The organism is Cyanobium sp. Cruz CV13-4-11 (assembly GCF_024346055.1).
Lineage (GTDB): Bacteria > Cyanobacteriota > Cyanobacteriia > PCC-6307 > Cyanobiaceae > Cyanobium.
The window spans coordinates 187,375-208,646 of record NZ_JAGQCH010000001.1 but is presented as its reverse complement, the minus strand read 5'-3'; the positions used below and the strand labels follow the sequence as shown (position 1 = coordinate 208,646).

Below are 21,272 nucleotides of genomic sequence, written 5' to 3'. Positions count from 1 at the left end.
GCCAGCAGGGCGGCGGCCAGTGCCGCAAGCGCTGAGGGAGTCAGGCAACCGTCGCATCGGCCTCAGTCCTGTCGGAATCGTTTCCTGCCTGGCGGAGCAGCAAGACGTGCAGCAGCTCCTCCCAGTGCCGCACCCAGCCGGCTGTATCGAACAGGGGCAGATGGGCGCCCGGATCCAGCAACCGCTGTCGCCGCTCCCGCAACGCCTCGGGGTCGCGGCCCAGTTCGATCGCCCGCGCCACGTAGGCCTCGACGCTGGGGCAGATCAGGTCGTCCATGCCCACGGATGCGCAGAGGCTGGCCCCCATGCGCTACACGAAGGACTCAGCCGGGCAGGTGAGCAGGGGCAGGCCCGCCTGCAGGGCCATGGCGCCGGTGGCGCCGGCGCCGTAGCGGGCGGTGTCGAGGAAGAGATCCGCCAGGCGGCAGAGATCGGCGAACTGGGCGGCGGGGGTCTTGGCCACAAAGATCAATCGGCCGGGCTCCACGCCGCAGGCCCGGGCGCGCTCCCGCAGCCGCCGCTGGCTGGCGGGCTGGGGCACCACCAGCAGCAGCACACTGCCGGGCACCGCCTGCAGCACCGCCATCCAGGCATCGAAGCGCTGAGGATCGAACTTGTCCGGCCGGTTGAAGCAGGCATACACCAGCTGGCCTGGCTCCAGACCGAGGGCGGCGCGGCTGGGGCTGGGGGGCAGGTCCTCCCCCGGATCGGCAGGCAGGGGCGCTGAGCACACGAAGCCATGGGGCAGCCGGTGCACCCGTTCGCTGTAGCCATGCTCGAGTTCGGGGGGGATCAGCCAGGCATCGGCGATCAGGCCATCGATCCAGCTGGCGCCCATGGTTCCCGGGTAGCCCAGGACCAACAGCTGCAATGGGGCAGGCCGCATCGCCAGCACCGCCGGCCGGCTGTGGTGGGTGTGGCCCATCAGGTCGATCAGCACATCGATGCGATCGCTGCGGATCCGCTCGGCGATCTGCCGGTGGCTCCAGCCGAACACCACGGTGAAGTGGTCCACCCCTGCCTGCACCGAAGCGGTGTAGGCGTCGTGGCGATCGGCCAGGCCATAGGCGAACACCTCGAAGCGCTCGCGGTCGTGGTGGGCGAACAGGCCGTGGATCAAGGAGCCCATGGCGTGGTCGCGGAAATCCGCCGAGAGGTAGCCGATGCGGTGCCACGCCCCGGGTGCAGAAGTCGCTGAATCGCGTGGCCAGCTGCCGCTGCAGCTCCAGCGGCAACGGGAAGCACAGCAGCCGCAGTGGCGTCAGCGCCCCCCCATCGGGGTGCTCCCCATGGGCCGCCAGCCGTCGCCGCAGCCGCTGCAGGCGCTCGTCGTAGAGCTCCCAGTCGCAGAGGCCGAGGCGGGCGTACTGGAGGTGCAGCAGCACGTCGGTGGCGGCGGGATCGCGCTGAAGCGCGGCGATGTAGGCCTCGATCGCCGCCTCGGGGTCCCCCAGCGCTTCGCGGGCCTGCCCCAGCTGGAAGATCACCGCCGGCGCCTGGGGCCCCTGGCGCAGCAGGCGCTCGAAGCAGCGCTGGGCCACCTCAAAGCGCGCCTGGGCCATGCGCAGCACGCCCAGGCTGTAGAGCCCGCTGCTGTGACAATGCGCAGAGCCTCCCCGCTGCGGCCCTGGTGGTGGCAGACGTTGGCCAGCTGCGGGTACAGGGCTTCGGCCTCGGCCCAGCGCCGGGAGCGCTCCAGGGCGCGCGCCTCCCCGTACCGCTGCGGCCAGCCGTCGGCGGGGGCCGCTTCGCTCGCACTCAAGGCGGTGGGCCGGAACCTTCGGGGGGATTGAGCTGGCAGGCCAGCTGGCCGTAGTGCTCGGCAGCCTGGCGGTGCAGGCGGGCCAGGGCCCGCACCGGCCGGGACAGCAGCGGATCCAGGGCGCTCGCCTGCTCCAGCGCCGCCTGGGCCAGCCCGGGGCGGCCCTGCTTGAGGTGGCAGAGACCCAGAAAGGCATGGGCGTGGGGGTCGCCGGGGTCGAGTCGCACCGCCTCGCGGAACGCCGCCTCGGCCCGGGCCAGATCCTCGGCCTGGAGCGCGTCCACACCGGCGGCCCGCTGCTGGTCAGCCGGGCTGTCCAGATCAAGATGGTGGAGATGCTCCCCCACACGGCGCAGCCCGGGCAGGGAGTCCAGCCGCCGTGCGCCGGCCCGGCGCACCGGCTCCGGCACAGGCCCGATCGCTGGCTTCACGGCGGCCTGCACCCGCTGGTAGAAGGCGAAGCGCTCGCCGATGTGAGCGTCGAGCCGGCGCTCGCGGGCCACCTGCCCGTAGGCGTTGGCGGCCACCTCCCGGCGCAGGGCTGGGGAGTCCAGGACCCGATCGAGCACCGAGAGCATCTGCGCCGGATCGGCGAACAGGAAACCGGTGACGCCATCCACCACGTCGGCATAGGGATCGAGGCGCTGCAGCACCGGCACCACCCCGTGGGCGGCGTACTCCAGGAACTTCACGTCGGAGCGGCAGCGGTTGTAGTCGGTGGGCAGCAGCGGCGCCATACCGATGTCGAGACCCTGCAGCCATTGCAGGTACTGGGCCAGGGAGCCGGCGCGCCGAAAACGGAACCGCTCGGCGGGGGCCGCCTCGAACAGGCCGGCCAGGGCCGGGTCGCCCATGATCTCCAGCCGCACCCCGGGGTTGGCCTGCAGCCAGCCGCAGAGCGCCGGCGCCACGCTGGCCAGGTCCTGGAGATGGCCGATCGAACCACCCCAGCCCACCACCACGGGCACGGCCTCGCCAGCCGCCGCGACTCGACCGCCCTGGCGCGGCGGGGGCAGCGACGCCAGCTGGTTGGGAAACACCGCCAGCTGCGGCGCCAGTGGAGCCAGCCTCTGGGCCAGCGGCGTCGAGGTCACCTGGGTGGCCTCACAGCGTTGCACCAGTTCCCGGAACAGGCGCAGGCCACGCCGATCCGACCAGGAGCGGTGGGCGGGATTCCACGCCTGCACACCCGGCAGGTAGTCGTTCACCTCACAGAAGGTGGCCTTGCCCAGCAGGCGCCGCTGGTGGATCAGCCGCAGGGCCTCCACATCCATGATCATCGAGAGGACGAGCACATCGGCCGCCAGTGCCGCCGCATCCCGGTGGCGGGCCAGGGGATGCACCTCCACCACCTCCACACCGCCCAGGCGGGCGAGCGCCGCCGCCGGCTCATGCTGCCGGTAGACGTTGTCGCCGATGGCGCCGAAGCTGCCCACCAGAACGATGTGGATGGGTGACCCCCCTGCCGGTACGGACATCAGGCCGTCAGCCCACCCGAATCGATCAACCGGATCGACGGTGCGGGCGTCACGGCAGGGATCTTCGGGGCCACCAGCATCCCAAGGCTCACCAGCCTGCGCTGGCCATTAAGGGGGCTGGCACCGGCGCTGGGCATCCGCATCGCCAGGGAAGCGCCCAGCCGGCACCCGGGAGTCGCTCGGGCCTCGGCCCATTGACGGCCTGGTTACCTGGCAGCCTGGAGGTTGGGGCAGGGCGTGGCCCAGAGGGTCTGGAGCTTCGTGGCCTGATCGGCGTCGCCCTTGGCATTGAGCTGGTTCACCGTCAGCTGAATCCGCGCGCAGTCGACCTGCTTCTCGAGCTTGGTGCGCTGGGTGCGTAGCTCCTGAAGCTCCTGCTCCGCCTGCTGGCGCCTGGCCTGCTGCTGGCCATCGGCCGCCTGGAGCCGGCTCGCGCCGGCGTCCATCTCCCTGAGCTGCAGCTGCAGGGCGGCCTCCCGCTGGGAGGCGGATTCCAGTTCGTTCCTGAGGGCCAGTTCGCCCTGGACCCGCTCCATCACCTGGCGGTTCGCCTGATCCTGGGCGGCCTGGGCCGCCTGGGCTTCGGCCTGAAGCCGTTGCTGGTGCTGGTTGTTGAGGATGGCGAAACCGGCCACCACCACCACAGCGGTGGAAGCCAAGGCGAGCCAAGTCCTGTTCTGGCGACGTGGGATGTTTTCCATACGTCTCTCTAGTCAGGCTGGAGACGTTGGCAGGGCGGTGCGGCGGATCGGTGGCGCATGTACCGCGACGCCTCACCATGGCGCTTGTCGCCGGATCCATCAGCCTCTCTCGATCGGTTTGGAGACGTGCTGGTGAGCCACCTTCCACTGCCCATCACGCTTGCGCAGACCGAACGTGATGCGCACCGTATCGCTGAACGTCCGCCCGTCCGGGAGGGTCCCCCCGCACTGGAGCAGGCCAAAGGCATAGCCCACATCAGCTCCCGCCTCGACCACGAGATCCTGCAGCGCGAACAGCACGGGGCCCCGGGCGTCCGGCTTCCAGGACTCCCAGCTGTCCCGGTACTGCGCCGCCGAGGTGTACCGCAGCGGCGACAGGACATCGAAGATCACCAGATCGTCCTGATGGTGGGCGAGAACCTCGTCCTGGCGGCCATCCCGGGTGGCCTCGGCCCACCGATCCAGCACGGTTCGGATCGCCGCCTCGTCCGCGTTCATGGCCGGCGTCTCCGGAGGATGGGGATTCTGGGTGCTGCTCAGCCCACAAGCGCCGCCGCGGGCCGGGAGTCCATCACCGCCGCCGCCCGTTCGTACTGGTGGGCCACCTGCAGCAGCTTCGCCTCCTCGAGCACCCCGGTGATCAGCTGCAGCCCGATCGGCAGGCCCTGGGCGTCGAAGCCGCAGGGAACGCTGATGGCCGGCAGGCCGGCCAGGTTGGCGGGGATGGTGAGCAGGTCGGCCAGGTACATGGCCAGGGGGTCGCCGGCGTGGGCGCCGCTGGGGAAGGCGGTGGTGGGCGAGGTGGGGGTCAGGAGCACGTCGACGCTCTCGAAGGCGCGGTCGAAATCGCGGCGGATGAGGGTGCGCACCTGCTGGGCCTTGCGGTAGTAGGCGTCCACATAGCCCGCGGAGAGGGCATAGGTGCCGATCAGGATGCGGCGCTGCACCTCCTCGCCGAAACCGCTGGCCCGGCTGCGGGCGGTCATCGCCGCCAGGCCGTCGCTGCCGGCTTCGGTGGCCGGCGCCCGGAAGCCGTACTTGACGCCGTCGTAGCGCGCCAGGTTGGCGGAGGCCTCCGAGGGGGCGATCACGTAGTACGTGGCAATGCCGTCGTTGAAGCGGGGGCAGCTCACATCCACCAGCTCACAGCCGAGGGCCTCCAGCTGGGCGGCGGCCGCCAGGACCGAGGCCTTCACCTCGGGATCGAGTCCGTCCTGGTCGAAGCATTCCCGGATCAGCCCGACCCGGAGGCCCTTGATGGGTGTGTCCAGGTCGGCGGAGTAATCGGGCACCGGCGCCCGCAGGCAGGTGGCATCGCGGGGGTCCTCCCCGGCGATCACCTGCAGCAGCTCGGCGGCATCGGCCACGCTGCTGCTGAACGGGCCCACCTGGTCGAGAGAAGAGGCGAAGGCCACCAGCCCCCAGCGGCTCACGCGGCCGTAGGTGGGCTTGAGACCCACCACACCGCAGAAGCTGGCGGGCTGGCGGATCGAGCCGCCGGTGTCGGAGCCCAGGGCGCCGATGCACTCGCCGGCGGCCACGGCCGCCGCGCTGCCACCGGAACTGCCCCCGGGCACCCGGTCCGGATTCCAGGGGTTGCGGCTGGCACCGAACGCCGAGGTCTCGGTGGAGCTGCCCATGGCGAACTCGTCGAGGTTGGTCTTGCCCAGCAGGACGGCACCGGCCTGCCAGAGCCGTTCGGTCACCGTGGATTCGTAGGGGGGAATGAAGTTCTCCAGCATGCGGCTGGAGCAGGTCGTGCGGATGCCCTTGGTGCAGAGGTTGTCCTTGATGGCCAGGGGGATGCCGGCCAGGGGGGGTAGGGTCTCACCGGCCGCCCGAGCCGCGTCGATACGGTCGGCATCGGCCCGCGCCCGCTCGCTGGTCACCTCCAGGAAGGCATGCAGCGTGGGATCCACCGCCGTGATGCGCGCCAGGTGGCGATCCGTGAGCTCCCGGGCCGACACCTCGCCCCGCTGAAGCTGCTCCCGCCATTCGGCGATGCCCATCCAACCGCTAGCCAGCTGCGTTGGACGCTATCAGTCGGCCAGAATCAGTCGGCCAGATCTGGGGATTCGGTGAACGGCTCGCGGCGGCCGGTGCGCAGGCACTGGTGCTCCAGCGACGCCGGTGACTCCGCCCGCAGGTCGTCGAGAAAGGCGGGCAGCGCCTGCTCCAGCGTCCGCCGCCGCACGAAGGGCCCGAACCAGTACACCGCGTCGGGGGAGCGGGTCTCCACCCGCGCCCACCAGGCCAGGCCCAACCCATTGGCGATGCCGCGCATGGGCCAGAGCAGTGGGTTCATGGAGAAGAGGATGGGAGGTGGCCATTCTGGGGGGCGGTCGGTGCCACCCCCCCTGCGGGGTTCAGAGGCGAATGTCGCCCTCGAAGCCCGCAACCGACGCGGCCGGGTAGGGCAGCGTCTCCAGGGGGGCCTCAGACGGGGAGTCCTGGGGGGCCGCCTCCGGCAGACCGTTGGCAGCCGGCTCGAGAGGCCCTTCCAGTTCGCCATCCACGGGCGGTTCTGGTTCGCTCTCGCCAGGCGCTTCCTGGTGCTGCCAGGCGACTGGCTCGGTCGGTGTTTCGAAGGCAGCGGCCTCAGGCTCCACCTGGGTCAGAAGCTCGGGCTCCACCTGGGCCGGCAGCTCGCTCTCGCTCGGCAGCTCGGGATCGGGCGGCGCCGGCATCGAGGGGCGCACGATCCTGGGGGCGGGGGCGGAGCCCGTCAGGCCCCGCATCCAGCCGCGGCGGGCCACTTCATAGAGCAGCAGCGCCGTGGCCACCGAAGCGTTGAGGCTTGGGGTGGCGCCCCGCAGGGGGATGCGCACCAACTGGTCGCAGGACCGGCGCGTCAGCAGCGACAGGCCGTCCCCTTCCGAACCGGTGACCACCACCAGGGGGCCCTCCAGGTCCACCTCCTCCAGGCTGACCGTGCCCTCCTCGGCCAGACCCACCACCCGGTAGCCCTCTTGCTTGAGGGCGTCGAGGGAACGGTTGAGGTTGACCACCCGGGCCACCGGCAGGTGCTCCAGGGCGCCGGCGGCCACCTTGGCCACTGAGCCGGTGAGGCCGGCGTTGCGGCGCTGGGGCAGCACCATGCCGTGGGCGCCGAGGGCCTCGGCACTGCGGACGATGGCGCCGAGGTTGTGGGGATCGGTAAGGCCATCCACCGCGATCAGCAGGGGGGCCTCACCGATGCTGCGGCAGCCTTCGATCAGGCTGGTCAGGTCGAGGGTCTCGGCGGCGGCGGGCTGCAACACGATGCCCTGGTGCACGGCGCCACCGGTGAGCTGGCCCAGGCGCGCCCAGGTCACCTCCTCCACCAGCACGCCGGAGGCCTTCGCCTCCCGCAGCAGCTGCAGGAAGCGCGGGTTGAAGCGCATCTCGGGGGTGCACCAGACGCGGTGGATCGGCCGGCCGCTCTCCAGGGTGGCCTGGGTGGTGTGGCGGCCCCAGATCAGGTCGGTGGGAGCGGCGGCGGCGAAGGCCTCCGCGGCGCCGCGGAAATCGACATCGGAGCCGTCGGACTCCGGCCGCTCCGGTCCGCTGCGGCCCTGGAAGGTCCGCGGGGCGCGGTCCGCGTCCCGGAACAGGGCCGGGCCGCGGCGGGCCGGCCCGCCGGTCCGCGACGGGATGGGACGGCCGGTGGTCGGGCGTCCGGCTCCACCCCGGCCCGGAACGGGTCGGCCGAAGGAGGGGCGGGCGGGGATGAAGCGGTCACCAGCGCGACGCTCGCGGGTCGGCCGTCCGGCGCCGCCGCGGGAGTCATCGGGGCGATCGGCGCCGGGGCGACCTTCGTAGGGGCGGCGGCCGTAGGGGCTGCCGGCCGAACGGTCGGAGCCACCGGGCCGCTCACCGCCACGCTCCCGCTCGAAAGGAGGCTTGTCACGGCCGAAGGCCTCCCCGGGGCGCCGGGGGCGGGCGGAGCCGGAACCGCGGCTGATGGGGCGGCCACCGGCACCGGAGCCGAGGCGGCGGGGGGTGCGGTCAGCACCGGAATCAGGGCGACGGTCAGGACGTCGGTCGGGGCGGCGATCGCCGCGGCGGTCAGGGGAGGGACTCATGGGCTGGCGGAGGGGGGACAGGGTTCGGTCTTCTCGAGATGGTCCAGCAGCTCAGCCAGCCGTCTGGGGTCCTGCAGAAAAAGCCATCCCAGCATCGTCTCAAATCCCGTGGCCTGCCCATAGGCCCGGGGGGCGCCGCGGCGGGGACCGCGTCCCGCCTGGTTGCGGCCGCGCAGCACGACTCGGCGCTCCGCCTCGCTCAGCAGGGGATCCAGACGCCGAAGGGCCTCCGCCTGGGCTTCGGCCTGGACCTCCGCCACCACAGCCAGGTGGAGGTCGGCCGCCCGGGCCGGTTGCCGGCAGTGCCGCAGCCGCTGGTGCAGTTCCCAGACCGCATCCCCCAACCAGGCCAGCTGGGCCGTGGCCAGGGGCGTGGCGGGAACCTGGCTGGGTACGGAGGCCACCCAGTGGCCGGGCCCCTCAGGCGGGGGCGAGGCTGCCAAGGGCGGACTCCAGATCGGGTTGCAGGTGCAGGAACGCCTCCAGGCGCACCAGCTTGACGGTCTGGACGACGCGGGCGTTGCCGACCACGAGGAACTGGCGGGAGGTCTCGTTGAACAGCTTGGCCAGCTGCACCAGGGCACCGAGTCCGGAGGAGTCGATGAAATCGATGCGGCTGAGGTCGATGACGACAGGGAGGGTCTCGCCCTTGTGCCGGTCGCTGATGAACTCGGTGAACTGCTTGTCGGAATAGGCGTCCAGTTGCCCCGTGAAACTGAACAGCAGGCACGCTTCCCGCCGTTCGCTGCCCCCTCTCAGGGAGACGGTCAGTCGCTGCAGGTCGGTGATGGCCCCAGTCCTCAAGGTGTTGAACGCGCCGAACTGTAGAGACCCCTATCCCGAATGCGGGAACCGCAACGAAACGTGCCGATTCAGCGCCGTTCCGCCATCAGCGCCGTGAACCGGGCGAAGTGGTGGTCGGCATCGTGGGGGCCTGGGCTGGCCTCCGGGTGGTACTGGACGCCGAACACCGGCTGGTGGCGCAGCGCCAGGGCGGCCACGGTGCGGTCATTGAGGTTGTGGTGGGTGATCCACACCCGCTCGGGAGGCAGGGAGGCCGCATCGAGGGCGAACCCATGGTTCTGGCTCGTGATCTCCACCGAACCGGGGGAGCCGCAGGGGTGGTTGAGGCCGCGGTGGCCGTACCCAAGCTTGAAGCTGCGGCCCCCCAGGGCCAGACCGAGGATCTGGTGGCCGAGGCAGATGCCAAAGACCGGCAGCTGCGGTTGCTGCAAAAGGTCGCGGGCCAGGGCGATGCCTTCGTGCACCGCGGCCGGGTCGCCGGGGCCGTTGGAGAGGAACACCCCCTCCGGCTCCATGGCCAGCACCTGCTCCAGGCTGGCATCGGCCGGCAGCACCGTGACCGCGCAGCCGTGGGCCACAAGGCGCTCGAGGATGGCCCGCTTGATGCCGAAATCGATCGCCACCACCCGGTAGGGGCGCTCTGGACGGGGCTGGAGCCTGGTGTCGAAGGGGGCCGCGCAGGGGCGGCTCCAGGTGTAGGGCTCCCTGGTGCTGACCCGGGCCGCCAGGTTGAGGCCATCCATGGCCGGGGTGGCCAGCACCTGTTGCAGCAGGGTGGCCGGGTCGGTGCCGTCGCTGGCGATGGCGCCGTTGATGGCGCCGCCCTCGCGCAGATGGCGCACCAGGGCCCGGGTGTCGACGCCCCGGATGCCAACCACGCCCTGGCGGATCAGCCAGTGGTCGAGGGTCTCCTCGCAGCGCCAGTTGCTGGGTCGGGGGGCGAGCTGGCGGACGATGCAGCCGCGGGCATGGGCCTGGTCGGCCTCCAGATCTTCACCGTTGACGCCGGTGTTGCCGAGCTCGGGATAGGTGAAGGTGATCAGCTGGCCGGCGTAGCTCGGATCGGTGAGCACCTCCTGGTAGCCGGTCATGCCGGTGTTGAAGACCACCTCGCCACAGACACGGCCACGGGCCCCGCAGGCCAGGCCCCGCAGCACGGTGCCATCGGCCAGGACGAGCACGGCCGGAGCGTCGTCTGGAGCGGTGCTGGCCAGGGCAGGGGCCTCCTGTGGGGTGTCCAGGGTGGCGGCGGCGGGAACCCTGATCATCCTTCAGACCCCGAAAGCGCGGCTCGCAGCGCTTCCAGCCTGGCCCAGGCGCTGCCGTCAGCCAGGGCCTGGCGAGCCCGGGCCAGGGCCGCGGCGATGGACGGCTCCAGCCCCGCCGCCTTGAGCACCAGGGCAGCGTTGAGGGCCACCACATCCGCCTGGGCCTGGGTGCCCCGTCCCTGCAGGACCGCCTCCAGAATCAGACGGTTGGCCGCCACATCCCCGCCCCTGAGCGCCTCCAGACCGGCTGGCGCCAGCCCCAGGGCCTCAGGATCAAGCCAGTCGCTGCGCACCTCGCCGTCCTCGAGGAGACGCAGCTCACTGGGACCCGAGAGGGTGGCCTCATCCAGGCCGCCATGGCCATGGACGACGATGGCGCGACGCTGGCCGAGGCGGCGCAGGGCGTCGGCCATCGGATCGAGCAGGTCGGGCCGGGCCACACCCAGCACCTGGGCCTCGGGGGTGAGGGGATTGACGAGCGGTCCGAGCAGGTTGAAGACGGTGCGTACGCCGAGGGTGCGGCGCAGGGGGGCCATCCCCACCAGGGCGGGGTGCCAGCCCGGGGCGAACAGGAAGGTCACGCCGGTGCGCGGCAGGGCCTCCACCACCGTCGCCAGCGGGGCCCCCAGTTGCAGGCCCAGGGCCTCGAGCACGTCGGCCGATCCGACCCGGCCGCTGGCACTGCGGTTGCCGTGCTTGGCCACATGGGCCCCGCAGGCGGCCGCCGTGAAGGCCACGGCCGTGGAGATGTTGAAGCTGTCGGCACCGGCACCGCCGGTGCCACAGGTGTCGATCAACTCCAGCGCTGGCCGTTCCCCCGGCAGGGGGCAGGCCTCCCGCAGGACGGCGGCCATCGCCGCCAGCTCCTCGCCGCTGGTGCCCTTGGCCCGCAGGGCCGCCAGCAGGGCACCGGTCAGCACGGGATCGATGGCGCCGGCCAGCCAGCCCCGCATCAGAGCGTCGGCCTGGTGGGCCTGGAGGTCCTGGCCGCACAGAAGCTGCTCCAACAGCTGGGGCCAGGCGGGGGAGGCAGACATCACCGAAAGCTGAACCGTCAGCGGCAACCTAAGGGAATGGGCTGATCACCACCACGGACCGCGACCCCCCGCAAGGCAAAAAAATAGCCCGGGTGCAGAGCACGCCGGGCCGGGTGATGGGGACAGTCCCACTATCGCCCGAGGAAGCCCATTCTGACCAACAGCCCGAAAACCGGCAGCCCGGCTCAGGCGGCGTCGTCGGAGGCGGTATCAAACCCGGACCCCACCGCTTCGGCCACCGGAGCAGGACCCGGTCGGAACCCTGCCGCCCAGATGGCCCTGGTGCGGGAATGCAGCGATTCGCTGTCCAGACCCCAGAGCCGCAGGAGGCGCTCCAGGTCGTCGCGGATGTCGGCGGCCCCAGGAAAACCCGCATAGCGCGTCTGCAGCCTCGCTGCATCAACCAGGTGCTCGTCCTGGGGGCGCTCCACCGCCAGCAGCCGGTCGACCGTCTCCCGGTCGATGGCATGGAGGGGATGGTTCTGGTCGTCCATGGCCGGGCGGCCCATGGGCCCTGAGGAGCGATGCCTAGGTTAGGAGGCCCCCATGCCCCGTCCGTCCTGCATGAGCGCCCTGCGGCTGGATCTGATCGGGCGCTACCTCCGTCCCCACAGGCGAACGGTGCTGGTGGGGGCCGGTGCCTTGGTGGTGGTCAACCTGCTGGGGGTGGCGATCCCGCTGGTGGTGCGGCAGACGATCAACGCGCTCAAGCCCGGCTTCGTGCTTGGCGATGTGCTCGGTGTGGCGGGGTTGATCATCGTGCTGGCCACGGTGATGGGGGCCACCCGCCTCTATTCCAGGATTCTGGTGTTCGGAGTCGGCCGGCAGGTGGAAGCCAGCCTGAAGGAGCGTATCTTCGACCACGTGCTCACCCAGGACCCCGGCTGGGTTCAGACCACCGGCAGCGGCGAGGTGATCAGCCGGGCCACCAGTGATGTGGAGAACATCCGGCGGCTGCTGGGCTTCGCCCTGCTCAGCCTGACGAACACGGTGCTGGCCTATGCCCTCACCCTGCCGGCGATGCTGGCGATCGACCCCCTGCTGAGCCTGGCGGCGGTGTCCTTGTACCCCGGCATGCTGATGGTGGTGCGCCTGTTCGGCGGCCGCATGATGAAGCAGCAGCGGCGTCAGCAGGAGGTGCTCGCCAACCTCAGCGATCTGGTCCAGGAGGACCTCAGCGGCATCGGCGCCATCAAGATCTACGGCCAGGAGGCCACCGAGGAGAAGGCCTTCGCCGACCTCAACAAGGTGTATCTGGATGCCCAGCTCTCCCTGGCCCGCACCCGCAGCACCCTCTTCCCCCTGCTCGAGGGGATCGCCTCGTTGAGCCTGCTGCTGCTGCTGGCCCTGGGAAGCGGCCAGCTGGAGAGCGGCCGGCTCAGCATCGGCGATCTGGTGGCCCTGATCCTGTTCGTGGAGCGTCTGGTCTTCCCGACCGCCCTGCTGGGCTTCACGCTCAACACCTTCCAGACCGGCCAGGTGAGCCTGGAGCGGGTCGAAGCCCTGCTCAGCCATCCCCCCGCCATCGTGTCCCCCGCCGATCCGCTGCCCCCCGGTCGCCCGGCCCTCGGCGCCGTCGTGGCCCGTGGCCTCACGGTCCGTTACCCCGGGGCGGAGCGGCCGGCCCTGGAGGACCTCAGCTTCGAAATCCGCCCTGGTGAGCTGGTGGCTGTGGTGGGGCCGGTGGGTTGCGGCAAGACCACCCTGGCCCGGGCCCTGGGCCGGATGGTGGAAGTGCCCGCCGGCCAGCTGTTCCTCGATGGGGTCGACGTCACCCGCCTGCGGCTGGGCGATCTGCGCTGCCAGGTGGCCCTGGTGCCCCAGGAGGGGTACCTGTTCACCGCCAGCCTGGCGGACAACCTGCGCTACGGCGATCCCGAGGCCGGCCTGGAGCGGGTGGAGGAGGCCGCCCGCCAGGCCCGCCTGGAGGGGGACATCAAGGGCTTCTCCGACGGCTACCGCACCCTGGTGGGGGAGCGGGGCATCACCCTGAGCGGCGGCCAGCGCCAGCGCACCGCCCTGGGGCGGGCCCTGCTGGTGGACGCTCCGCTGCTGGTGCTCGATGACGCCCTGGCCAGCGTCGACAACACCACCGCCGCGGGCATCCTGCGATCGGTGCGTGAAGAGCAGCGGCGGACCGTGGTGATGATCAGCCACCAGCTCTCGGCGGCGGCGGCCTGCGACCGGATCCTGGTGCTGGAAGCGGGTCACCTCGTCCAGGAGGGCCACCACAACGACCTGCTGCAGCAGGAGGGCACCTACCGCCGGCTCTGGGACCGGGAAGAGGCCGACCGCCAACTCCAGGCCGCCTGAACCTCCGGGGCCTACGGGCGAAATCCGGCACCAGGTTTCAAACAGATGTTGAGTTGCCCCTCCCAGGGACGATGGCTGGGCTTATCTGGAAAGCCCGTGGTTCCATCACCGCCTGCCACGCCGTTCCCATGGCCCCCACTCCGTCGCCCTTCAGCCAGCCGCTCAACGTTCGCTGCACCCTGACCTTCGGTGACATCTACGGCCAGGTCCTGATCTGGATGGCCGTGATCTTCGTGAGCCTGGCGGCGGGTCTGGCCCTGATGGGGGCGAGCCGGCCCCTGTTCGCCCTGGTGGGGGTGGGCCTGATCCTGGTGCTCTCGCTGCCCTTCTTGCTGTTCGCCTTCATCACAACCCTGCTGAACCACATCGCCCTGGTGCCGCAACAGGACCAACAGGGCGCTTCCTAGGGTTGAACGTCTGATGGCATAACGCCTTGTTCGGCCTCTTCAACAACACCTCGGGCGGCAGCAGCAACCCGGCCCCCGACAAAGTCGGCCCAGTGTCCGCAGGTCTCCACGCCGTTCTCGGAACTCCGGTGGAGGCGCCGCCGTCGGACGGCCAGGCGGAGGCCCAGTTTGGCTGCGGTTGCTTCTGGGGGGCGGAGAAGGGTTTCTGGCGGCTGCCCGGGGTGGTCACCACCGCGGTGGGCTATGCGGGCGGCCAGCTGGCTTCCCCCAGCTACGAGCAGGTCTGCAGCGGCCGCAGCGGCCACGCTGAAGTGGTGCGGGTGGTGTGGGACACGGCCCGCGTCTCCTTCGCCGATCTGCTCAAGCTGTTCTGGGAGTGCCACGACCCCACCCAGGGCAACCGCCAGGGCAATGACCGGGGCAGCCAGTACCGATCCGCCATCTTTGTGGACGACCCCGCGCTGCTGGCCCTCGCCGAGACCAGCCGTCAGGCCTACCAGGCGGCTCTCGATGCCGCCGGGGCTGGACGCATCACCACCGAGATCGGCTCCGGCAGACGCTTTCACTTCGCCGAGCCCTACCACCAGCAGTACCTGGCCAAGCCCGGAAGCCGCCCTTACTGCTCCGCCCAGCCCACGGGAGTACCCCTTGGCCCCTTCCCCGGCGCCACCTACCTCCTTCCCGCCGGCGTGTGGGAAAGCTATGACTGGGCCATCCCCCATTGCGTCCTTCGCGGCGACAATGCGCCGATCGCCCTCGTCTGAACGCTTCTTCCATGGCCGCCCCCCCGCTGCTCGCGCTCGGACTCCTGCCCCTGCTCGCCATGCAGTCCCCCTGGTGGGAGAACTACGACATACGGGAACGCTTCCTCTGCGGTGACCGCCTCTCAGTGGTGCTCGAACGCAACGCCTCCCAGGCCTCACTGATCGCCGGCAGGTCCCGCTCCACCCTGTTCCGGGAGAATTCGGATGCGCCGGGTCTTCGCTATCAGAACGAAAGCCTGCGGGTGATCCTGCGGGGTGATGAACTCACCCTTGAACAGCTCCCCAGTCGCCGCATCTGCGTGCGCAGCGAACAGGTATGAAGCCCCTCTCCGATCGGGTGGTGATCGTGGCCCTGATCGTCGCCGTCGGGATCTGTTTTGCCCTGGCCTTCTGGACGGTGCGGCTGCACCCCTCCGGAGAGCCACCGCTGCAATGGCGCCAGGGGCCCAGCGCCATGGCGCCCTTCATGCTCTCGTGAGAGACCCCGTCGAGGACCAGGACCAGCCAAGGCGCCAGCTCCATCCGCTGCCGAAGGGCCTGGTTGAGCTCTACGGCCTGCTGGCGGTGTTGTTCGTGCTGGTGCCGGAATGGATGGCCGGCGGCGCCCTGCAGGGCTTCAGGGAGGGCCGGGAGGGCTCCGAACTGCCCCTGCGGTCGATGGCCTGGCAGCGGTTGCCCGAGCTGCAGCTGGCCACGATGGGGCTGGCGGAACTGCGGTTGATGGCCCGGCGCGAGCGCCTCTTTGGCTACACGGTGATGGGGCGCCAGCGGCTCACGAACCGCCTGATGCGGCGCCTTTCCAAGCGCCGCGGCACCCCCAGGACGCTGTGATAGCTTCATTCCGCCGGGGCGTAGCGCAGCTTGGTAGCGCACCACTTTGGGGTAGTGGGGGTCGTGGGTTCGAATCCCGCCGCTCCGATTCAGCCGGTCCGCCGAACGCTCCACCCATGGGGTCGTCGGTTGTTGTTCGTTTCGTCAGCTGATCCCATCAGCTGATTTTTTTTGGCCGTACAGCGATCCGTACCGCCTGCCGAGGCGTCAGTGCAGCCGGGTAGCGACGTTGAAGCGCACCAGCCAACGGTTGACGCGACGGCGCAGCCGCGGCGGCACCTCCTGCACCAGCTGGAACAGCTCCTGGGAGGCCAGCCGGCGCAGGGCGCGGACGTCGACCCGCCAGAGGGCCTCCGCTTCCCGGATCAGCCGTGCCCAGGTGCGGGCCGTCTGCCAGCGGCGCACCCGGTGCTGGGCGGGTTCAGCGCCTTCACCGGAGCTGGTTGGCAGCCGGGTGACCATGACGGCGGCGCCGGAAGAACACTCCAAGGGTGGGGAGCCCGCAGCGAAGCGCCCCGTATCCCCGGTTCTGCTTCAACCATCGAAACAAAAACGGAAGATTTGGCGGCGACCTCAGGCGCTTCGCGCCAGTCCGTCGCCGGACGCGGGGTCCGGCACCAACTGGACAGGGAAGGCCAGCGCTTCCGCCTCGCGCCGGCTCAAGCGGCGGCTCCAGGCCCTTGGCACCGCTTCGTTCCAGCGGAAACCGGCCTCCCTGGCACGGTGACGCTCGGCATAGGAAAGGTCGGCCCGGTAGAGGCTGCGGGGCTCCAGGGCGGCCTGCAGCAGGGCCTCCAGGTCGGTGCAGCGCTCGAACACCTGGGCCAGGTAGATGCAGTCGGTCAGGGCCCGGTGGGCCGCCCACACCGGCACCCCGTAGGCCAGGGCCAGATCCCGCACCGAGGGGGTGCTGCGCAGCTGGCGCTCCGCCGGCCAGCGGATGTCCTCCATCGAGCAGATCCAGGGGCGGTCCAGCGCCGGCAATGGCCCCAGGCCGAACCACTGACGGTCGAAGGCGACGTTGTGGGCCACCAGGGCCTCACAGGCTTCCACCATCGACCGGAAGCAGGCCAGGGCGTCCTGCCAGGGCTGCTCCAGGCGTGTCACGGCAGCGGGGATGCCGTTGATGCCCTCGGCGGCGTTACCGGTGCAGGGCATCAGGAACGACACCTGGGTCAGCACCGCCCGGTGGGGCACATGGAAGAGGATCGCCCCCACCTCGATGCACTGGCCCTGGAGGGTGGAGAGCCCGGTGGTCTCCGTGTCCAGGATGAGCAGGGTCTCAGGGACCCGGGGCAGGGCCCGCGCTGGGCGACCGGCGCAGGCGGGCAGCGACAGGGACGTTGGCCGGGAGGGCTCGGCGGGAGCAGGGGCAGGGGTAGGAAGCTTGGCCGGGAGCTGGGCCGCGACCCGGGGGGAGGCTGGCGGTTCCGGGGCGGCGGGCAGCGGCGCGGCCATGCCCAGCAGATCGTTCTGTTGCCAGAGACCGGGTTGCTCCTGCATCGGGCGCCGTCCGCACGCGTCCCCATCGTCGCAACCCGGGCAAGGCCTGGCCGGGTGCGCACTTCCTAGGCTGGGTCGGTTCCGCTGACTCCCGACGTTCCGTGGCTCCTGCCCTCGCCCCCGGCGACACCGCCCCCCTGATCGCCCTCAACGACCAGGACGGCACGGAACGGCGCAGTGACCAGCTGGACGGCAAGGCCCTGGTGCTGTTTTTCTATCCCAAAGACGACACCCCTGGCTGCACCATGGAGGCCTGCGCCTTCCGCGACAGCTACGCCGACCTGCAGGCGCTCGGGGCCGAGGTGTGGGGTGTGAGTGGCGACGATGCCGCCAGCCACCGGCGCTTCGCCAACCGCCACCGGCTGCCCTTCCCGTTGCTGGTCGATGCCGTCAACCGGGTGCGCAAGGCCTTCGGCGTGCCCAGCGTGCTGGGCCTGCTGCCCGGCAGGGTCACCTACGTGATCGACGGCCAGGGGGTGATCCGCCACGTGTTCAACAACCTGCTGGACGGCCCGGCCCACCGGCGCGAGGCCCTCGACGCCCTGCGCGGCCTCCAGGCCTCCTGACCCCGCTCGCGAACCAGCACGGGGGGACCGGACGATGACGGCGTGGCGACAGCAAGGGGAGCTCTGGACGCTCGAGCCCACGGTCCGGCCCCGCGGGCTGATTGAGTTCATCGGCGGCAGCTACCTGGCCGCCACCCCCCAGCTGAGCTACCGGCGCCTTCTTGAGGCCCTGGCCGCCCGGGGCTGGCGGATCCATGCCTGGAGCTACGTGCCGGGCTTCGACCACCAGGCCCAGGCCAATGCCGCCTGGCGTCTGTTCCGCCAGCAACGGGAGCAGCAGGTCGGGCCTGGCGACGCAACCCTGCTGCGGCTCGGCCACAGCCTCGGCTGCAAGCTGCACCTGCTCGCCCCCGACGGCGGCCGCCGCTGCGATGGCCTGGTGGCGCTCAGCTTCAACAACTTCTCGGCCGAGCGATCGATCCCCTTCCTGGCGGAGCTGGGCCAGCAATTCCGCTTCCGCAGTGAGTTCAGCCCCTCCCCGGAGGACACCCTGCTCCAGATCGGCAGCAGCTACCGCCAGCCCCACAACCTGCTGGTGCGCTTCCGCCGCGACACGATCGACCAGAGCAGCCGACTCCTGGCAGTGCTGCAGAGCCGAGCCGGGGATGCCAGCCGGCTCACCGAGCTGCCGGGAGACCATCTGGCCCCGGCGAGCGCAGGTCTGCGCCAGAACCTCCTGGGCAGCTGGGCTGACGATCCCAGCCGCCAGCGGGCCGTGGAGCTGATCGCCGACACGATTGACGGCTGCCTCCCCACCAACAGCGCCTGAACCAGACCGGCAGCCGGATCCCCCCCAGCCAAGCGCCATAGTGGTCGGAGGAATTAGTCATCCGGTTCGTGAGCCGGCCCCAGGAGCGACCAAATGGGCACAGAATCTTGGGTCAAGGTCGGGGCCTCCACCAAGCCAGGATCCGCCGAAGCCCTGACTGAGGCGCTCCGCGCCCTGGAGAGCCCGGCTCCCCCGAAGCTGGTGGTGGCCCTGGTGGCGCCGCACTTCGATCTGGCCACCATTGCGGAAGGCCTGTATGAAGCTCTACCCGGCACCCAGGTGATCGGCTGCACAACATCCGGGGAAATCTCCACGGCTGGTGCGATGGCCAACGCGCTGGTGCTCTGGGCCCTCGGCGGTGACGCGATCCGGGTCACCACCGGATCTGGCCAGGGGGATGACCTGGGTCTGCGCAACGCGGCCACCGAAGCCGCCCAATGCCTGGATCAACTCGAGCGGCGGTCCAACACCGTTCTGATGATGCTTTCCGACGGCCTCTGCGGTGATCAGATGGAGGTCGTGCGTGGCGCCTATGACGTGGCCGCCATCGACGTCCCCTTGGTCGGTGGCTGTGCCGGCGATAACCTGGCGATGAAGCACACGCGGCAGATCCACGGGAGACAGGTACTTACCCAGTCGGTGGTTGCCGCCGCCATCAGCTCTGAGCGCCCCCTGGGCATTGGGGTGAGCCATGGATGGACCGCGGCAAGTGAGCCAATGCTGGTGACCGGTAGCAAGGGCAACATTCTCTCCTCTCTGGAGGACAAGCCAGCTCTAGACGTGTATCTGGATTTCTTCAATCCACCTGAGAACGCCAAAACGGATCAGACCACTTTTGCCGCCTTCGCCGCCACCCATCCGATCGGGATCCGCCGTCGCGACAAAATAGAAATGCGCCACATCACGGGTTTCAACCTTCAGACGCGGGAGCTGATAACGATAGCGGAAGTGCCCCAGGGAGCTCTGGCCTTTCTGGCCGAAGGCGATTTCAACTCCGTGCTGGATGCCGCCGCCCAGTCGGTTCAGTCGGCACTGGCAGCCCTGAACGGGGAAGAAGCGGTCGGACTGTTCCTGTTCGACTGTGTCTCCAGGCGTGCAGTGTTTACCGAAGATCGGGTCCACGAGGAAACCGATCTGATCACTAGCACCTGCGGGAACATCTGCGGAAACATCCCGATGGCGGGCTTCTACACCTATGGAGAAATCTGCAGGACCAAAGGGGCCGGCGGGTTTCACAATCAGACGCTGGTGACCCTGGCGATCGGCTAATGGAGACCTCCTGGTCCCTTCACTTGCTCTCGGAGATCCTCTCGGCGTTTTCAACCGAAGATCCCGACAACCTCCGCAACGTGGTCAACCGGGTGGCGGAATCGGTGGATGCGGAGGTCGCCGCCATCCTCTGCGAGGGCCAGATCAGTTGGTGCATCGGACTGAGCGAAACCGACCAGATCCAACTGCTGGAGCAGGCCAAGCAGCAACCGAGCAACATCCCCATCCGCTCTGGAGACCTGCACGCCTGCTGGGCTCCGCTGGGATCCAGCGACGTGCTGTTTGTCGGCCGCCTGGGCGAACGCTTCGATCTGGAGGAGCGGGCCCTGCTAAGGGCGATGGCCCGCAGTATTGAACTCAGCATGAACATGCTGCGGGCAGTGACGTCTGAACGCCAGGCGCGAAATGATGCCTATCAGCAGGCCACCCATGACGCCCTCACCGGCCTGCCCAACCGGCGGATGGTGCTGGATCACCTCAAGGCAACCATTGACCATTTGGTGGCTGACGAAGCTCTGGTGACGGCCGTGCTGTTCATCGACATCGATCGCTTCAAGTGGATCAATGACGCCCATGGCCATGCCGCGGGGGATCAACTGCTGATCCACATCAGCCGCATCCTCACGGATTCAGTGCGCCATGAAGATTTGGTGGGACGGCTGTCAGGCGATGAATTCATCGTGATCACGCAGCTCGGCGATCGCCACGCAACCAACGAGCTGGCCAGAAGAATCATTGAGACGATCCGCCAGCCCATCAGGGTGTTCGGCTCCGAACTCAGCCATACCGTGTCGATCGGCATCAGCTTCGTCCAACCCGGCGATGATCCCTCCGTCGTGCTGGAAAATGCCGATATGGCGATGTATCGGGCCAAGGCGCTTGGCAGGGGTCGTTACGCGAACTTCCATTCCTCGATGCGAGTGCTGGCGCAACAACGCCTCTCCCTGGAAGAGAACCTCGGCCATGCGGCGGACAATGGCGAAATCAGAACCTACCTCCAACCCCTGTTTCGCCTATCCGATAACACGCTGGCAGGCTTTGAGACACTGATACGCTGGCAGCATCCCCAGCATGGAATTCTGCCCCCGGGTAGCTTTTTGAATCAGGCTGAAGATAGCGGCTTGATTCAAGAGATGGACATGATCGTCTTCGAAACGGGTTGCTCAGCCATAGCCAAGTGGCAGCAGATTCCTGGTCTTGAGCATCTGCGACTTTCCTCCAATCTTTCGGCGCACAGCCTGGCCGACCCCCGTACAAAGGAGCGCATCAAGGCAATCCTGGAAACAACAGGAATCAATTCCTGCAACGTCTACCTGGAAATCACCGAAACGGCCCTGGTGGAAGATATTAAATCTACGGCGAGCAACATCATTGCGTTGCGAAATCTCAATCTCCGCCTGGCGATTGACGATTTCGGCACTGGATATTCTTCCTTGCTTTATCTCAAACGCTTCCCGGTGGCTTTGTTGAAGATCGACCGGTCCTTCGTGGATGGACTGGGCCTGAATCCGGAGGATGATGTGATCGCCACCACCATCATCTCCCTGGCCCGGGCCCTCGAGCTGGAGGTTGTAGCCGAAGGGGTGGAAAACGAGAATCAGCTTGATCTGATCCGCGAGCTGGGAAGCGATTACGGCCAGGGCTATCTGTTTGGGCAACCCATGTCCATCGGCGATACCGAACGCTGCTTCATCTCTCCACGACGGCCGCACCCCGCTGTACACACGACACCCTGA

Annotated in this window: 26 protein-coding genes, 1 tRNA gene and 2 pseudogenes; 11 read left to right on the top strand and 18 right to left on the bottom strand. The window is 69.4% G+C overall.

Annotated elements, in window-relative coordinates; translation table 11 throughout:
• Positions 1 to 40: 40 nt before the first annotated feature.
• From KBZ12_RS01140 to KBZ12_RS01065, 16 genes and pseudogenes are all read right to left on the bottom strand, one after another.
• Positions 41 to 307 (bottom strand): hypothetical protein, encoded by a 267-nt coding sequence (locus KBZ12_RS01140; RefSeq protein WP_254955829.1) that lies wholly within the window; start codon positions 305 to 307, stop codon positions 41 to 43.
• Between the two features lie 3 nt (positions 308 to 310).
• Entirely contained in the window at positions 311 to 733 is a 423-nt protein-coding gene (locus tag KBZ12_RS01135) for a hypothetical protein (RefSeq protein WP_254956020.1), read from the bottom strand.
• Positions 734 to 742: 9 nt separating this feature from the next.
• Positions 743 to 1,204, bottom strand: a pseudogene (locus KBZ12_RS01130) (hypothetical protein); the annotation flags it as partial.
• Between the two features lie 232 nt (positions 1,205 to 1,436).
• A pseudogene (locus tag KBZ12_RS18605) lies at positions 1,437 to 1,562 on the bottom strand (hypothetical protein); the annotation flags it as partial.
• 196 nt (positions 1,563 to 1,758) lie between these two features.
• Entirely contained in the window at positions 1,759 to 3,240 is a 1,482-nt protein-coding gene (locus KBZ12_RS01120; protein ID WP_254955825.1) for a tetratricopeptide repeat protein, read from the bottom strand.
• Positions 3,240 to 3,383 (bottom strand): hypothetical protein, encoded by a 144-nt coding sequence (locus KBZ12_RS01115; RefSeq protein WP_254955823.1) that lies wholly within the window; start codon positions 3,381 to 3,383, stop codon positions 3,240 to 3,242. Before KBZ12_RS01115 ends, KBZ12_RS01120 begins: the two co-directional genes overlap by 1 nt.
• A 63-nt stretch (positions 3,384 to 3,446) precedes the next feature.
• Complete coding sequence (locus tag KBZ12_RS01110) at positions 3,447 to 3,899, bottom strand: hypothetical protein (protein WP_254955821.1); 453 nt, start codon at positions 3,897 to 3,899, stop codon at positions 3,447 to 3,449.
• A 141-nt stretch (positions 3,900 to 4,040) separates the two neighbouring features.
• Entirely contained in the window at positions 4,041 to 4,439 is a 399-nt protein-coding gene (locus KBZ12_RS01105; protein WP_254955820.1) for a nuclear transport factor 2 family protein, read from the bottom strand.
• Between the two features lie 38 nt (positions 4,440 to 4,477).
• A complete protein-coding gene (gene gatA / locus KBZ12_RS01100) occupies positions 4,478 to 5,950 on the bottom strand; it encodes an Asp-tRNA(Asn)/Glu-tRNA(Gln) amidotransferase subunit GatA (RefSeq protein ID WP_254955818.1) in 1,473 nt (490 codons plus the stop codon).
• A 44-nt stretch (positions 5,951 to 5,994) separates the two neighbouring features.
• Positions 5,995 to 6,246, bottom strand: a complete 252-nt coding sequence (locus KBZ12_RS01095) for a DUF1816 domain-containing protein (protein WP_190541154.1) — start codon at positions 6,244 to 6,246, stop codon at positions 5,995 to 5,997.
• A gap of 61 nt (positions 6,247 to 6,307) precedes the next feature.
• Positions 6,308 to 8,005, bottom strand: coding sequence for a 23S rRNA (guanosine(2251)-2'-O)-methyltransferase RlmB (gene rlmB, locus KBZ12_RS01090; RefSeq protein ID WP_254955814.1), 1,698 nt, complete (start codon positions 8,003 to 8,005; stop codon positions 6,308 to 6,310).
• Complete coding sequence (locus tag KBZ12_RS01085; RefSeq protein ID WP_254956019.1) at positions 8,002 to 8,409, bottom strand: ribonuclease III domain-containing protein; 408 nt, start codon at positions 8,407 to 8,409, stop codon at positions 8,002 to 8,004. The genes rlmB and KBZ12_RS01085 overlap by 4 nt, the downstream gene beginning before the upstream one ends.
• Positions 8,410 to 8,425: 16 nt before the next feature.
• Positions 8,426 to 8,809, bottom strand: coding sequence for an STAS domain-containing protein (locus KBZ12_RS01080; RefSeq protein ID WP_254955813.1), 384 nt, complete (start codon positions 8,807 to 8,809; stop codon positions 8,426 to 8,428).
• Between the two features lie 68 nt (positions 8,810 to 8,877).
• Positions 8,878 to 10,077, bottom strand: coding sequence for a glutamine-hydrolyzing carbamoyl-phosphate synthase small subunit (carA, locus tag KBZ12_RS01075; RefSeq protein WP_254955812.1), 1,200 nt, complete (start codon positions 10,075 to 10,077; stop codon positions 8,878 to 8,880).
• Positions 10,074 to 11,114 carry an anthranilate phosphoribosyltransferase gene (trpD, locus tag KBZ12_RS01070; protein ID WP_254955809.1) on the bottom strand — a complete coding sequence of 347 codons (1,041 nt, stop codon included), beginning with the start codon at positions 11,112 to 11,114 and terminating at the stop codon, positions 10,074 to 10,076. Before trpD ends, carA begins: the two co-directional genes overlap by 4 nt.
• 185 nt (positions 11,115 to 11,299) lie before the next feature.
• The gene (locus tag KBZ12_RS01065; protein WP_254955807.1) at positions 11,300 to 11,623 is read right to left on the bottom strand and encodes a DUF3288 family protein; all 324 of its coding nucleotides are present in this window, start codon (positions 11,621 to 11,623) and stop codon (positions 11,300 to 11,302) included.
• Positions 11,624 to 11,678: 55 nt separating this feature from the next.
• Here KBZ12_RS01065 and KBZ12_RS01060 point away from each other — a divergent pair, with 55 nt between their 5' ends.
• The 7 genes from KBZ12_RS01060 (at position 11,679) to KBZ12_RS01030 (ending at position 15,517) form a co-directional block, all read left to right on the top strand.
• Complete coding sequence (locus tag KBZ12_RS01060; protein ID WP_254956017.1) at positions 11,679 to 13,427, top strand: ABC transporter ATP-binding protein; 1,749 nt, start codon at positions 11,679 to 11,681, stop codon at positions 13,425 to 13,427.
• Between the two features lie 128 nt (positions 13,428 to 13,555).
• Positions 13,556 to 13,834, top strand: a complete 279-nt coding sequence (locus KBZ12_RS01055) for a hypothetical protein (protein ID WP_254955806.1) — start codon at positions 13,556 to 13,558, stop codon at positions 13,832 to 13,834.
• Between the two features lie 26 nt (positions 13,835 to 13,860).
• Positions 13,861 to 14,598 carry a peptide-methionine (S)-S-oxide reductase MsrA gene (gene msrA, locus KBZ12_RS01050; protein WP_261359695.1) on the top strand — a complete coding sequence of 246 codons (738 nt, stop codon included), beginning with the start codon at positions 13,861 to 13,863 and terminating at the stop codon, positions 14,596 to 14,598.
• Between the two features lie 11 nt (positions 14,599 to 14,609).
• Positions 14,610 to 14,918, top strand: coding sequence for a hypothetical protein (locus KBZ12_RS01045; RefSeq protein WP_254955805.1), 309 nt, complete (start codon positions 14,610 to 14,612; stop codon positions 14,916 to 14,918).
• A complete protein-coding gene (locus KBZ12_RS01040; protein WP_254955804.1) occupies positions 14,915 to 15,076 on the top strand; it encodes a hypothetical protein in 162 nt (53 codons plus the stop codon). The genes KBZ12_RS01045 and KBZ12_RS01040 overlap by 4 nt, the downstream gene beginning before the upstream one ends.
• Positions 15,073 to 15,429, top strand: a complete 357-nt coding sequence (locus KBZ12_RS01035; RefSeq protein ID WP_254955803.1) for a hypothetical protein — start codon at positions 15,073 to 15,075, stop codon at positions 15,427 to 15,429. Before KBZ12_RS01040 ends, KBZ12_RS01035 begins: the two co-directional genes overlap by 4 nt.
• Positions 15,430 to 15,443: 14 nt before the next feature.
• Positions 15,444 to 15,517, top strand: a tRNA-Pro gene (locus KBZ12_RS01030).
• A 119-nt stretch (positions 15,518 to 15,636) separates the two neighbouring features.
• Here KBZ12_RS01030 and KBZ12_RS01025 read toward each other — a convergent pair.
• Both KBZ12_RS01025 and KBZ12_RS01020 read right to left on the bottom strand, forming a co-directional pair.
• A complete protein-coding gene (locus tag KBZ12_RS01025) occupies positions 15,637 to 15,891 on the bottom strand; it encodes a hypothetical protein (RefSeq protein WP_254956015.1) in 255 nt (84 codons plus the stop codon).
• Positions 15,892 to 16,002: 111 nt separating this feature from the next.
• Positions 16,003 to 16,932: a 3'-5' exonuclease gene (locus KBZ12_RS01020; RefSeq protein ID WP_254955802.1), complete on the bottom strand. Its 930-nt coding sequence runs from the start codon at positions 16,930 to 16,932 to the stop codon at positions 16,003 to 16,005.
• A gap of 101 nt (positions 16,933 to 17,033) precedes the next feature.
• Here KBZ12_RS01020 and KBZ12_RS01015 point away from each other — a divergent pair, with 101 nt between their 5' ends.
• From KBZ12_RS01015 to KBZ12_RS01000, 4 genes are all read left to right on the top strand, one after another.
• Positions 17,034 to 17,498 (top strand): peroxiredoxin, encoded by a 465-nt coding sequence (locus KBZ12_RS01015; RefSeq protein ID WP_254955801.1) that lies wholly within the window; start codon positions 17,034 to 17,036, stop codon positions 17,496 to 17,498.
• A 34-nt stretch (positions 17,499 to 17,532) separates the two neighbouring features.
• Positions 17,533 to 18,267, top strand: coding sequence for a DUF1350 family protein (locus KBZ12_RS01010; RefSeq protein ID WP_254955800.1), 735 nt, complete (start codon positions 17,533 to 17,535; stop codon positions 18,265 to 18,267).
• A gap of 201 nt (positions 18,268 to 18,468) precedes the next feature.
• Positions 18,469 to 19,536: an FIST N-terminal domain-containing protein gene (locus KBZ12_RS01005; protein ID WP_254955798.1), complete on the top strand. Its 1,068-nt coding sequence runs from the start codon at positions 18,469 to 18,471 to the stop codon at positions 19,534 to 19,536.
• Positions 19,536 to 21,272 carry a bifunctional diguanylate cyclase/phosphodiesterase gene (locus KBZ12_RS01000; protein WP_254955797.1) on the top strand — a complete coding sequence of 579 codons (1,737 nt, stop codon included), beginning with the start codon at positions 19,536 to 19,538 and terminating at the stop codon, positions 21,270 to 21,272. Before KBZ12_RS01005 ends, KBZ12_RS01000 begins: the two co-directional genes overlap by 1 nt.